The sequence below is a fragment of the Streptomyces sp. NPDC043878 genome, assembly GCF_056435735.1.
This window is the reverse complement of record NZ_JBWKDW010000025.1, coordinates 114,328-126,960: the sequence shown is the minus strand read 5'-3', so window position 1 is coordinate 126,960 and position 12,633 is coordinate 114,328. Positions and strand designations below refer to the sequence as shown.

At 71.3% G+C, this 12,633-nt stretch carries 9 protein-coding genes and 2 pseudogenes; 4 read left to right on the top strand and 7 right to left on the bottom strand.

Annotation, left to right across the window (positions count from 1 at the left end; all coding sequences use genetic code 11):
• Positions 1–139: 139 nt before the first annotated feature.
• A complete protein-coding gene (locus AC07AZ_RS29820; protein WP_478853156.1) occupies positions 140–721 on the bottom strand; it encodes a TIGR03086 family metal-binding protein in 582 nt (193 codons plus the stop codon).
• A gap of 85 nt (positions 722–806) precedes the next feature.
• Between AC07AZ_RS29820 and AC07AZ_RS29815 the strand changes: the two genes are divergently transcribed.
• The gene (locus AC07AZ_RS29815; protein ID WP_478853154.1) at positions 807–1,418 is read left to right on the top strand and encodes a TetR/AcrR family transcriptional regulator; all 612 of its coding nucleotides are present in this window, start codon (positions 807–809) and stop codon (positions 1,416–1,418) included.
• A gap of 711 nt (positions 1,419–2,129) precedes the next feature.
• On the opposite strand, the pseudogene AC07AZ_RS29810 reads toward AC07AZ_RS29815, so the two are convergent.
• Positions 2,130–2,372 (bottom strand): annotated as a pseudogene (locus tag AC07AZ_RS29810) (3-hydroxyacyl-CoA dehydrogenase family protein); the annotation flags it as partial.
• Between the two features lie 509 nt (positions 2,373–2,881).
• On the opposite strand from AC07AZ_RS29810, the gene AC07AZ_RS29805 reads away from it, so the two are divergent.
• Entirely contained in the window at positions 2,882–3,751 is an 870-nt protein-coding gene (locus AC07AZ_RS29805) for an alpha/beta fold hydrolase (RefSeq protein WP_478853152.1), read from the top strand.
• 225 nt (positions 3,752–3,976) lie between these two features.
• On the opposite strand, the gene AC07AZ_RS29800 is transcribed toward AC07AZ_RS29805, so the two are convergent.
• The 5 genes and pseudogenes from AC07AZ_RS29800 to AC07AZ_RS29780 all read right to left on the bottom strand — a co-directional run bounded on the left by AC07AZ_RS29800 (position 3,977) and on the right by AC07AZ_RS29780 (position 9,772).
• Entirely contained in the window at positions 3,977–4,549 is a 573-nt protein-coding gene (locus AC07AZ_RS29800; protein ID WP_478853150.1) for a TetR/AcrR family transcriptional regulator, read from the bottom strand.
• A gap of 723 nt (positions 4,550–5,272) precedes the next feature.
• A pseudogene (locus AC07AZ_RS29795) lies at positions 5,273–5,836 on the bottom strand (transposase); the annotation flags it as partial.
• A 349-nt stretch (positions 5,837–6,185) separates the two neighbouring features.
• Positions 6,186–7,208, bottom strand: coding sequence for a TolB family protein (locus tag AC07AZ_RS29790; RefSeq protein ID WP_478853148.1), 1,023 nt, complete (start codon positions 7,206–7,208; stop codon positions 6,186–6,188).
• A 23-nt stretch (positions 7,209–7,231) separates the two neighbouring features.
• Positions 7,232–8,899, bottom strand: coding sequence for an MFS transporter (locus AC07AZ_RS29785; protein WP_478853146.1), 1,668 nt, complete (start codon positions 8,897–8,899; stop codon positions 7,232–7,234).
• A gap of 24 nt (positions 8,900–8,923) precedes the next feature.
• A complete protein-coding gene (locus tag AC07AZ_RS29780) occupies positions 8,924–9,772 on the bottom strand; it encodes a glycosyltransferase family 2 protein (protein ID WP_478853144.1) in 849 nt (282 codons plus the stop codon).
• A gap of 342 nt (positions 9,773–10,114) precedes the next feature.
• Between AC07AZ_RS29780 and AC07AZ_RS29775 the strand changes: the two genes are divergently transcribed.
• Both AC07AZ_RS29775 and AC07AZ_RS29770 read left to right on the top strand, forming a co-directional pair.
• On the top strand, positions 10,115–11,554 hold the full coding sequence (locus tag AC07AZ_RS29775) for a sugar transferase (protein WP_478853142.1): 1,440 nt from the start codon (positions 10,115–10,117) through the stop codon (positions 11,552–11,554).
• A 23-nt stretch (positions 11,555–11,577) separates the two neighbouring features.
• Positions 11,578–12,633: a Gfo/Idh/MocA family protein gene (locus tag AC07AZ_RS29770; RefSeq protein WP_478853140.1), complete on the top strand. Its 1,056-nt coding sequence runs from the start codon at positions 11,578–11,580 to the stop codon at positions 12,631–12,633.

The following is a 12,633-nucleotide window of genomic DNA, read 5'->3' as shown; positions in this document are numbered from 1 at the left end:
CTCCCCCACCCCCCCCCCCCCCCCCCCCTCTCTTCTCCCCCCCCCCCCCCCCCCCCCCCCCCCCCCCCCTTCCCCCCCCCCCCCCCCCCCCCCCCCCCCCCCCCGGTCCGTCAAACGAGGACGACGCCGCAGGCGCTCATCAGCTCAGCTGAACGGGGGACGCCCAAGCGGGATTGCGGCCGGTGAAAGCGACCAGCCGGTCCAGAGGTGGTGCGCTTGCCTCGATGGCGATTTCGGGGCCGAAGGGCATGCCGGGGCCACGGTATTCCGGCTGGATCACGCCTTCGAGCACGGTGAGGGCATGCTGGCAGGTTTGCGGGTCCGGGGTCCATCGCTGGCCGGTGGCACGGGCCAGGTCCCAGCCGTGGCCGAGCGTTTCGATCAACAGCAGGTCGATGACTGCGGAGCCCGGATAGGCGCCGCCCAGCAGCGGAACGTGCACGGTAGCTGTCGCGAGGCCGCCGGCCAGGCCCGATCGGACCGTGGAGGCGAGGTGCGCGATCACGGCACCCGGGTCGTCGGGGCCCGTGAACGCGGACGGGTCGGGCCGGTCGCTGCCGGACGGGCCGGTGAAGGCAGCGTCGAAGTAGGTGAGCCAGCCCAGCAGGTGGCGGCGCAACGTACTCACGTCGAAGTCGTCGCACGGCGTGGGGAGCTTGTCCTGCTCAGGAGTGATGCCGGGGAACAGGTCAGCCAGCTCGTCGAGTATCGCAAAGATCATGGAACCACTTTCTCTGATAGGTGACTATATCGAGTGTAGTCCACTGTCAAAGGTTGACGACCGGGCAGGGTCTAGAGTCATAGGGGTGGTGACACAAGAGGCCGGACGGCGGGCCGAGTACGCGGCTGCGACCCGTCAAGCGATCCTGCTGGCGGCGCGGGCACTGTTCGTCGAACGGGGATATTTCGACACCCGGGTGCAGGACATCGCCCGCGCAGCGCGGGTAGCAGCGCCCACCGTCTACGCGGCGGTCGGAGGCAAGAGCGGTTTGCTACGCACACTCATCGAGGACGGGGTGCGCGCCGCGGAGGGCGGCGGCATCTACGAGCGGATCGCTGCGCAAACCGACCCCGGCGCGCTGCTGCGCATGCTCGTGGACGGCACTCGAAGCGAGTTCGAGCTCTGGTCGCCGATCATGCGTCAGGCGATCGCCGCCGCACCCCAGGACGCCGGGGTCCGGGAGACCGTCGACGCGGCGCACGACAGCCTGCGCCGCGGATTGCGGGCCACTGCGGCCCGGCTCGGAGAACTGGGCGCGCTGCGCGCCGGAGTCACCGTCGACGAGGCTGCGGACGTGCTCTGGTACTTCCTCGGCAACGCCTCCTACTTCACACTGACCGACGACTGCCACTGGCCGCTCGACCGCTGCGCCGACTGGCTGCACCGGTGCCTCACCGCCGCGCTGCTCGACACGTAAGGGAGTGGCCGGCCAGGACCGCACGCCGGCGTGGGCGCGGCGGCCGGGCGACACGCAGCTGCCGGGAACGGCCGGCGCCTCGGCCGCAGACCCGCTTCGACCCGATTCGGCTGACGACCGGCGTCGAAATCCCCGACGGCCCGCTGCCGCCCTTCCGCCAGGCCGACGCCCAGTCACACCGGCGCCACGCCGAGGAACGGTCGACAGGCGTAGGCGGCGCATTCCATGCCCGGCAGAGCGCTTCTCCAGCCAGAAGGCGATCGACGAACTGGGCTGGAGCACACGCCCGATCGAGGAGATCCTGCGGGACACCGGGCAGAGCCTGATCGACCACGGCTTCGTCCACCCGCGTCGAGCAGGTCGTGCGGATCTCTGAGGGCCGCCCCGGACTTTCCCTCGGCAGGGCGCCCGGTGAGTGATCGGCGAGGTGGTCGGCGCGGTCGACGAAGGTCTGTGGGCCGTAGGTGTTGATGTACTGGAGGGTGCCGCCGGTCCAGGGGGCGAAGCCGATGCCGTGGATCGAGCCGATGTTGGCGTCGGCCACGGAGTCAGGACGCCGTCGTCGAGCACGCGGACGGTTTCCAGCGCCTGGATGAACAGAAGCCGGTCGTGGATGTCCTGCTCCGGTATCCCGGCGTCGTCGGGCCGGGTCCATCGTTCCGCCAGACCCGGCCACAGCTGCTTGGGTCCGTCAGCCGGGTAGTCGTAGAAGCTGGCGCCGGCGGCCTTCCCGGTGCGTCCGAGCTCCCTGGCGAGGACGTCGAGCAGCTGGTAGGGGGGATTGCTGCTGAGATCCGGGGCGGCGCTCTCGCCCAGGTCCGCGAGGGTCTGGGCGCGGATCTTCAAGGGCAGGGTGAGGGTCACCTCGTCGAGGACAGCGAGCGGGCCGACCGCCATGCCCGTCTTGCGGGCGACGTTCTCCACGAGGGCCGGGTGGACGCCTTCGGCGACCAGGGCGGCGCCTCGGTGATGTGGGTGCCGAAGGTGCGGGAGGTGCGGTCATGTGAGGCATGGGGGTTCCCGTCCCTGTCGGCGGGGCTTCGTCGCCCCGCGTGCCCTGGTTGGAATCAGGGTCCTGACGGCTGTGGTTGGTGCGCAAGGCGGCTTCTGTCAGGCGGAGGTGTCTCTGCGAAAGAGCTGGTCAGGGCCTTGTCGTCCGCCTTGCTCACCACTGGCAGCGGCTGCGCCGTGGCCTGCACTCCACGTTCGGCGATACCCGCGATTCCGTCGTTGCGCCCTTTCGATCGGACCGCCCTCTTGTACCCTCATGAAAGTATGGTCATACTTCAAAAGTCGGCGGGACGCTCAGGGACCTGAACCCAGCGGGGCCCTTCCGAAGCCTCCGACCGTCGACTCCGCGGACTGCAGCCGCAGTCGGGAGACCCGGACCGCCCTGCGCCCACCCTGCGAGGAAGAAGGGGTCGGCGCACTGGCGGTAACCCCTCACCTCGAAGGGCACGACCGTGAATGACGCAGACGGAGTACGAGGCGACGTGGTGACGTCGTACAAGAACGCACCGACTCGCACGGTCACCGCGGACGGGGTGGCCTTCGCCTACCGTGATCTCGGTCCCCGGTCCGGTGTCCCGGTGATCTTCCTCACCCACCTGGCCGCGGTGCTCGACAACTGGGACCCCCGGGTCGTCGACGGCATCGCCGCCAGGCACCGGGTAATCACGTTCGACAACAGGGGAGTCGGCGCGTCCACCGGTTCGACACCGAAGACCATCGAGGAGATGGCCAAGGACGCTGCCACGTTCATCCGGGCGCTCGGGCTCGAGCAGGTGGACGTCCTCGGTTTCTCGATGGGCGGCATGATCGCCCAGGTGATCGCGCAGACCGAACCGCAACTCATCCGCAGGCTGATCCTCGCGGGCACCGGTCCTGCCGGCGGCGAGGGCATCAAGAACGTGACCCGGATCTCCCACCTCGACACCCTCCGGGCCCTGCTCACCCTTCAGGACCCGAAGCAGTTCCTCTTCTTCACCCGCACGGTGAACGGGCGTCGGGCCGGCAAGCAGTTCCTGGCCCGTCTGAAGGAGCGCACGCAGGACCGGGACAAGGCGATCTCCCTCATCTCCTACTTCTCCCAGCTCAAGGCCATTCACCGCTGGGGGCTGGCACGGCCGCAGGATCTCTCCGTCATCCAGCAACCCGTGCTCGTCGCCAACGGTGACGACGACCGGATGGTTCCGACGAAGAACTCGGTCGCCATGGCCCGGCGGCTGCCGAACGCCGAGCTTGAGGTCTACCCCGACGCCGGACACGGCGGCATCTTCCAGTTCCACGAGCAGTTCGTGCCGACGGCTCTCCAGTTCCTCGAACGGCCGTAGGCGCGCAGTGCGGTCGGCGCCGGGGCCGAGGGCGTCGGCTCAGAGCCGGACGCCGGTGGGGGCGGCCGTGCTTCCCGTTCCGAGCCGGTGGTTCGTCCCGGCCACGCTCGCGACCCGGTCAGTCCTGGCTCCTGGCTGCTCGGCGCGAGCCGCGGTCGGGCGCGCGTCATCACGCAGGGCGCGGCGGCGGCAGGCGGTCACCCGGCCGCCAATTGACCGTCCCCCTCAGAGCATGAAGGTGAGGGCGTTCTCGATTCCCTTCTCCAGGACCTCGTCGGAGAACTTCCGGTCGGAGAGAGCGCGGGACAACTGCAACGTTCCCACCGTCATGGCGAAGAGCCCGAGGGCCTTACCGCGGGCGGACTGCGGATCCTCGGGTGCCAGGCGGGCGGCGATCTCTTCCACGATGGCCCTGGTGCCGTCGGTGTAGGCGTCCTTGGTCCCGTCGCCGCAGCGGCCGACCTCGTCGAGCAGGGCGGCGGACGGGCATCCGTCGCCGGGGTTGTCCCGGTGTTCGGGTGACAGGTACTCGCGAACGAAATCCTCGAGCCCCTCGCGACCGGGCCGCAGCGTGCCGTACTTCTTCATCTGGGTGCGCAGCTGGTCGGCGACGACGTTGGCGACGAGGTCGTCCTTGGAGTCGAAGTGGGCGTAGAAGGCTCCGTTGGTGAGTCCGGCGTCCGACATCAGAGTGGAGATGCCGGAGCCGTCTATGCCGTCCTGCTTGAACCGGTGGCCGGCCCGCTCGATGATCCGTTGCCGCGTCACCTGCTTGTGTTCCTTGGTGTAGCGCGCCACAGGGTTCCCCTCCGTCAACTCCGCCGGGCCATTGCCTCGCATCCCATTCTAATCTATGGTCTGACGCATGTAATATTATGATCGGCAGGTTATTTTCCGGCCGACCGCCGCCCCGGACGCCACCGCCACGCGGGCGGTGTCCGCCGAAGGCGGCGTCCCGCGCCACCGGCGGGCACCCTGCGGCGTTCGGCGCGCACCGTCGAGTCCGACGGCCGCTCTGCCGGGCCGTGAAGCGGAGCGCTTCGTATCCGTCCCTCTGGGGGCTCGCCCGCCCAGCCCGGCTCCCGAGTGGTCCGCGGCGGAGCAGAGCAGGATCAGGCACGGGGATGGCCGGCATCGGGCTCCGGCAGCGTCCACGTCACGCGCCCTGCCTTCCACCCAGGCCGTCGGCAGCCCGGGGGACCGCACCGGCCTGACCGGTCTGTGTCAGGCCCGTGGCGGCATGCCGAAGACCTCGTCACCCGGTTTGAACGGGGTTGACTCCGGTGCAGACGGCCTCGACGACTCCGCAGACGTCGCCCGGGCGCCACGTGCCGCCCGGTCCCGTTGCCGCCGCCGTGAGGAGTCGGTCTGCCTTCATTGCCGGTCGGTGTCACAGCGCGCCCTTCAGCACCCGTGCCTGCCGGCGCCAGAACTCCCGCGAGACCTCGGCCTGGGGAAACACGAGGTCGAAGCCGTGGAAAGCGCCGGGGACGACGTCGAGGTCGCAGGGGACGCCGCTGTCACCTCGATGCCGACCTGCACCCCGTGCGCGACCACGGCGTTCTTGACGCCCTGGTCGACCAGGGCCTTCTGCGCGGTGTCGGCTGCGACCTTGTCCAGCAGCGCGATGCCGGCAGCGTTGTCGTGCACGGATGCGGCGAGCACCACCACCGCGATCACCAGGCCCAACGCGTCAACAGCCAGGCCGCGCTTGCGGCCCGGTACCTTTTTTTGCCGCATCACGCCCCGTCGACTCCGCGGGCACCCCGGCCGCCGCGTGCACGCTCTGGGTGTCGAGCACCGCCAGGCTCGGGTCCGCCTTCCGCCGCACCTGCCAGCGCAGCAGGTCGTGGATGGTCTGGTCGGTGCCGTCATCGCGCCACTTGGTGAAGTGGTACATCACCCCGCCGCGCGGTGGCAGGTCGGGCGGAAGCAGGTCCCACTGACAGCCGGTGCGGCCCTGGTAGAGGAGCGCGTTGACGATCTCCCGTATCTCGTACCGGCCCTGGTGGCCGCTGACCGAGCGATGCGGGCCTTCCACGCGGCGATCCGCGGCTCGATCAGCGCCCACTGCTTGTCGGACAGGTCGGTCTTTGCCGCACGAGCTGGCCCGGCTGATCGGACAGGATGTGGGGCCTCCGAGTGATCCGGGTCGAACCGGGGTCGAATCAGAGTGTTTTCCTCTGACTGCCTCCGATCGCCACTGCAGCCCGGCCTAGCAGGTCACAGCCTCATCGCCCCCACTCAAGCGCAGGTCGGAAAGGTCCGCTGGCTGTACCACTGGTTCCTGGCGAAGGCGGTGGTGTGCGGCATGGCGTTCCCGTCCCTGAGTGCGGGGCCGCGCCGCCCCGCGTGCCGTGGTCGCACTCAGCGTCGTGACGCGGGCCCGCCCGGCAAGGTGGCTTCTGGCAGACGGAAGTACTTCGGTGTCCCGCTACAGCGGCGCCGGCGACGAAGCCCCGCGGATCACGAGGCGGGGCGTGCCCGTGCCGTCGGCGGGAACCGTCCACAGGTCGCTGCTGCCGACCCTGCCGTCGGATGGCAGGGCGTACGCGAGGGTGTCGTCGTCCAGCCAGGTGGCCTGGTCGTCGACGCTGTGGCGCTCGGCCAGGGGTGTCTCGCGCAGGGTGCTCAGGTCGAGGACGTACTCGTGCCACAGGGCGGTACGGGAAAGGACGCGCTTCTTGAAGGCGAGCCGGGTTCCGTCGGGGGACAGCGAGGGGCACTCCACGTTCTCTGTCAGCGTGGTCACCGTGCGCCGGGAGAGCGAACCGCGCACCAGGTAGGTGCGGTTGGCGGTGTTGAGAGTGGCGTAGAAGGTGTCGTCGTCGGCGGCGAAGGTGACGCCCCAGAAGTTGACGTCCGACGCGTGGTAGGGCTTGCCGTCCAGGACGACGGAGAACGTCTCCAGGCTGGGCGTCAGCCGCATGGTGCGGGTGTCCAGGACCGAGGTCCGGGTGGAGAAGAACGCCGAGGAATACGACTCGCCCGAGACGAACACCGTCCAGGCGACGAAGCGGCCGCTGGGCGAGACCCGGGCCCGGCTGGGATTGCCCGCGAGCGGGAAGGTGCGCCTGGTGCGCAGGTTCGCGTCCAGGAGCAGAACCCGGTTGCTCTGCTTGAGGACGCCGGGGACGGACTGGAGGCAGACGCCGGTGCCGGCCGCCGCGTAGAAGCGGGCGCACTTCAGGTCCGTCGCGGTCCGCGCACTCCCGGGGGCGGCGGAGGGGACCGAGGCGACCGCCGTCCGGTGGGGTCCGGCGGCCCCGTTGACGAACGTCAGGCGGCCCTTCTGGCCGAGCGTGAGCCTGCCCGCGCTGACGGTGGGGTCGCCCGCCCGCGGCCGGTCGGCCCGGTCGGCGCGGGTGGCTGCGTGCAGGACAACGCCGGTGCCCAGGCCCGCGAGGACCAGCACCGCGGCGGCGAGTATCAGCAGACGGCGACGGAGTGACGACATGGGGTTCCTCGGGGCCGGGGTGGTCATCGGGTTCCGCCGGCCGGCCGGAGCACCACGCCCGCGACGGCCGCGCAGCACAGCAGCCCGGCGGCCGACACCGCCAGCGCGGGCCCGTCGCCCCACACCGTCCAGGCGGCGCCGAAGGCGAGCGAGCAGCAGAACCGGGCCAGCGCCTGGCTGGTGCCGACGATGGCGAGTCCGCTGGCCCGCAGACGCTCGGGAACGACGTCGGCGAGGGCGGCCGGGAGCACGCCGTCGGTGGCCGCGTAGAACGCGCCGTGCAGGGCGAGCACGAGACAGGGCAGGACCGGGGTGGACGGAGCCCACAACAGCAGGGCGTAGCCGGTGAGCAGGGCCATGTGTCCCGCGAGGAACACGGTGTGCCGCCCGATCCGGTCGGCCAGCGCGCCGACGGGCACGGCCAGGAGCAGGAACACCGCCGCTGTGCCCAGCGGCAGCAGCGGGAACCACTGCTCGCCGATGCCCGCGCGCCGTTGCAGCAGCAGGTAGACGAACGCGTCGCTGACGGTGGTCAGGCCCAACAGCGCGGCGCAGCCGGCGAGCGCCCGCAGCCGCGGCAGACGCAGCAACTCCAGCGCCTCGCGCACGCGGACGGGCCGGCGCTCCTCCAGGGCGCCCGCCCCGCCCGGCCGTTGGCCGTCGAGCGGGCCGGCGTCACCCGACCCGCGGTGGCCGGCCGTGGCTGCTTCACCACGCGGCGGGCCGTGCACCGCGTCCGTGTCGCCCGGCGGTCGTCCGTGCACGACGGCTGCCTCACCCGGCGGCGGGCTGTCCACCGAGTGCGTGTCGCCCGGCAGCGGGCCGTGCGGCGCGTCCGTGCCGCCCGGCAGTGGGCCGTCCAGCGTGTCCACGCCGGCCGCCAGCGGGCCGAGCGCCGCGTCCGTGTCGCCCGGCGGTCGGCCGTGCACGACGGCTGCCTCACCCGGCGGCGGGCTGTCCACCGAGTGCGTGTCGCCCGGCAGCGGGCCGTGCACCACGGCTGCTTCGCCCGGCAGCCGGTCCTCGGCCGTGTCCGCCCCGCCCGGCCGGGCGGGGCGTTGCCCGCCGGGTACGAACAGCACCAGGACGAGCACCCCGAGCGCGGCGAAGCAGGCGCTCACGCCGAACACGGCGTCGTATCCGTCGGTCGCCGCGCGCAGGATGAAGAACGCCGCCAGCGGGCCGAGCATCGCACCGGTGGTGTCCATCGCCCGGTGCACACCGAAGGCCCGGCCCTGTTTGCCGGCCGGTGTGGACAGGGAGATCATCGCGTCGCGCGGGGCGGTGCGCAGGCCCTTGCCGGTGCGCTCCAGGGCGAGAACCGTGCCGAGGGTGCCGACACTGCTCGCGAGCAGGAGCAGCGGCTTGCACAGCGCGGACAGGCCGTAGCCGAGTCCGGCCATGAGTTTGTGGTTGCGCACCCGGTCGGCGAGGTGGCCGCCGGTCAGCTGGACCAGCGCGCTGACCCCGTTGTAGACGCCGTCGAGGGCGCCGAAGCCCAGCGGGCTGAAGCCGAGGGTGGTGACGAAGTAGAGCGGCAGTACGGCGGTGACCATCTCCGAGGAGATGTCGGTTATCAGGCTGACGGTGCCCAGGACGAGGACGACCGGGGCGACCCCGGGTCCCCGGCCGCGTCTTCGGGCCTGCCCGGTGTCCACCGCCTGGGGCGTGGAGCGGTCGGTGAGGTACATGTCGGTACTCCCGGTGCGCTGTGCTCAGTTCTGCCGACTGCTCTCGTCCCGTAGCCAGGTGCCGAAGTCCTCGGTCCGGACGGCTTTCGCGGCCCTGCGCCGGGCGACCACCGCCGCCGCGACGAAGACTACGACAGCCGTGAACAGGCCCGGCTCCCCGCGGAGTACGGCGACGAGGTCCGCCCGGCTCGTGCGCGCCGACGCCTCCCGGGGGTCCTGGTGCCGTTCGACCTGGGCGGTGGACACCGCGGCCCTGACCCGCCGCCTCATCAGGTCCGGCCAGGTGCGCGGCGGGTGGACCACGACCCGGGCCGCGTCGACCACGAGCCGCTCCGCGGGGGCGAAGGCCAGGGACGCGGCCAGGTCGTCCGCCATCAGGGGCGGCAGGGCGGCGATCCGGGCGTGCCCGGCCCGGGACACCGCGATGACTCCCCGCCCGAACAGCCCCTCGCGTACGGCGGGCAGGCGCTGCCACACCCGGTAGTAGGCGCGCACCCGCCAGGCGCACGCGGCCAGCGGGATCTCCCGCGCCGGCGCGGTGGCGAGGATGCCGGAGGCGGCGTCGTCCAGGGGGCCGGCGAGCGCCCGTACGTCGGCGCCGGCGAGTACGACGTCGGCGTCCACGTACAACCGGGGGAAGCCGCGGGCGTGCTCGTCACCGGCCCGCAGCGCGGCGTGCTTGGAGGGGACGGGGATCTCGACCACGCGCACCCGCGGGCCACGAGCGGCCGCGATCCGCGCGGTGCCGTCCGTGCAGCCGTTGCATACGACGACGATGTCGGTGTCGTCCTCGGCGGAATCGGCCAGCAGCGAATCGAGGAGCCGGCCGATGACTTTTTCCTCGTCGTGAGCCGGGATCACAATGCTCGTCACCTGGGCAGTATGCCGTCGGTGTCACCCTTGTGAGGTGTGTTTCGTCCAAGTGTTCCCGCTAGTGCGTCCAGTGGTCTAGATTGATGACCGCCAGACCCGGTTTGGGTGGGGAACTTGCTCTTGCCTGCACGTCATGTCATGGCGTGTGATGCCGGATACGGAACAGGCAGCAGCCAACACGCGAACAGCGTGCGGCGGTTGGGGAACCGCTGGAGCTGCGCCGATTTCAGGTACCGCTGTGTGGAGGGCGCAGCCGTACTGCCGCAACCCCGGGTCACGGATCTGATCCCGTACGCCCGGTCTCGTTCGGTCAGGGGTAACCGCGCATGTGGTGGGGGGGGCATGACCATTGAGGTCACGCATGAGCTACTGGATGTGGAACGCAGAAGTCCAGAAGCTCGCCGAAGACGCTGGGAACAGAACTACCGGATAGTCCTGCTGGTCGCGGACGGCTTCGCAGCCACCGCCGCGGCCTTCGTGATCCACGCGGCCTACGGCCGCTGGGCGGTGGCCCTGGTGCTGCCCCCGACCTGGATCGCGGTCATGGTCGCCCATCGCTCCTACGACCGCGGCGCCTTGGGCATGGGGACAGAGGAGTACCGGCGGGTGCTGCGCGGCGCGGTCGCGCTGCCGGCGCTGGCCGCGGTCGCGCACTGGCTGTTCACGCACGACCTGGGCCTTCTCCATGACATGACCATGGCCGCAGTGCCGGCCACGGCCATCGCCCTGCCCGTCCGGTACGCGCTGCGCCGCCGGCTGTACAGACGATGGGTGCGCGGCCGTGACCGCAGCGCGACGCTCCTGGTCGGGCCCTCGCGCGGCATCGTGGAACTGGCGGCCGTGCTGCGGCGCGGCGGCGCGCACGAACTCCAGGTCGCCGGCGTGTGCCTGAGCGACCCGCGGAACGCGGCGGCCATCCGCAGGCTGGGCCTCCCCGTCTTCGGGGGCGTCGACAACATGAACGACGTCATCCGGGCCATGGGCGTCAGTGCCGTGGTGGCGCTGCCCGCGCCCGAGTTCGACGCCTCCGTCCTGCGCCGGATGTCCTGGACGGCGGCGGCCCAGGGCGTCGACTTCATGCTGGCCCCGGTCCTGGCCGACGTGTCCGCCTCCCGCCTGACGGTACGGCCCACCAACGGCGTGCCGCTGGTACGGGTGGAGGCGCCGAACCTCTCCCGGATCTCCCGGCTGCCCAAGGAACTCCTCGACCGGTCGCTGGCGGCGCTGCTGCTGACGCTCCTCGCACCGTTCATGCTGCTGATCGCCCTGGTCGTCCGGCTGGACAGCTCCGGCCCCGCCCTGTTCCGGCAGCAGCGGGTCGGCCGGTACGGCGACCACTTCACGATGCTCAAGTTCCGCACCATGCGCGAGGACTCGGAGGTGCTGCGGGCGGAACTGGAGCACCTCAACGAGAACAGCGACGGGCTGCTGTTCAAGGTGAAGCAGGACCCCCGGATCACCCGGGTCGGCTCGATGCTGCGCCGCTCCTCGCTCGACGAACTCCCGCAGCTCATCAACGTGCTCGGCGGACACATGTCGCTCGTCGGACCCCGGCCCCCGCTGCCCGAGGAGGTCGAGGCGTACACGCCGGAGGTCAACCGCCGGATGCTCGTGAAGCCCGGCCTCACCGGGCTGTGGCAGGTCAGCGGCCGCTCGGACCTGCCCTGGGACGAAGCGGTCCGGCTCGACCTCGGATACGTGGACAACTGGTCCACGAGTCTTGACGTATCGATTCTGCTGCGCACCGCGTCGGCAGTGGTGCGCGGAACGGGGGCCTACTGATGGACCAAGGGGAGAGGTACACAGTGACGCAGACCACGGAGCCCTTGGGGGTCGCGGTCGTCGGGGCCGGCTACTGGGGCCCGAACCTCGTGCGCAACTTCCAGGCCAGCCCGCAGTTCCGGCTGCGCCACCTGTGCGACCTCGACGTCGAGCGGGCCCGGCGGGTCCTCGGCGGCTACTCGACCGTCCAGGCCACCTCCGACTACGCGGCCGTCCTCGCCGACCCGGAGGTGGCCGCCGTCGCCGTGGCCACGCCCGCCGGCACGCACCTCGACATCGCCCTGGCCGCCCTGCGCGCCGGCAAGCACGTCCTGGTGGAGAAGCCGCTCGCGGCGACCTACGCCGACGGGCAGCGCCTGGTCGCCGAGGCCGAGGAGCGCGGACTCACCCTGATGTGCGACCACACCTACTGCTACACGCCCGCCGTGGGCCGCATCCGCGAACTGGTCCGCTCCGGCGAACTGGGCGAGATCCACTTCGTCGACTCGGTGCGGATCAACCTCGGGCTCGTGCAGAAGGACATCGACGTCATGTGGGACCTCGCCCCGCACGACCTGTCCATCCTGGACTTCATCCTCCCCGACAACGTCGAGCCGGTCGCCGTCGCCGCCCACGGCGCCGACCCGATCGGCGCCGGACAGGCCTGCGTCGCCTATCTGACGCTCCAGCTCAACACCGGCGCCATCGCCCACGTGCACGTCAACTGGCTGTCCCCGACCAAGGTCCGCACCACCATGGTGGGCGGCTCCAAACGCACCCTGATCTGGGACGACCTCAACCCCGCCCAGCGCGTGGCCGTCTTCGACCGGGGGGTCGACCTGGCCACGCCCCAGGAGATCGGCGTGGACGAGCGCCGGGACATGCTCATCTCCTACCGCTCCGGGGACATGGTCGCGCCCGCGATCGGCGAGAAGGAGGCGCTGCGCAGCATGGTCGACGAGTTCGCCGACGCGGTCAGGGAGCGCCGGGCACCGCTCACCGACGGCCGGGCGGGCCTGCGCGTGCTGGACATTCTTGAGGCGGCGTCCCGGAGCCTGGAGTTCCGCGGCGCGGTCGTCGGCCTCCGCGCTGGGCGTTGA

Excerpts from the sequence above, each read along its gene's own strand:
- AC07AZ_RS29790 (WP_478853148.1), bottom strand. The coding sequence starts at position 7,208 with ATGTCGTCACTCCGTCGCCGTCTGCTGATACTCGCCGCCGCGGTGCTG.
- AC07AZ_RS29820 (WP_478853156.1), bottom strand. The coding sequence starts at position 721 with ATGATCTTTGCGATACTCGACGAGCTGGCTGACCTGTTCCCCGGCATC.
- AC07AZ_RS29775 (WP_478853142.1), top strand. The coding sequence starts at position 10,115 with ATGACCATTGAGGTCACGCATGAGCTACTGGATGTGGAACGCAGAAGT.
- AC07AZ_RS29785 (WP_478853146.1), bottom strand. The coding sequence starts at position 8,899 with ATGTACCTCACCGACCGCTCCACGCCCCAGGCGGTGGACACCGGGCAG.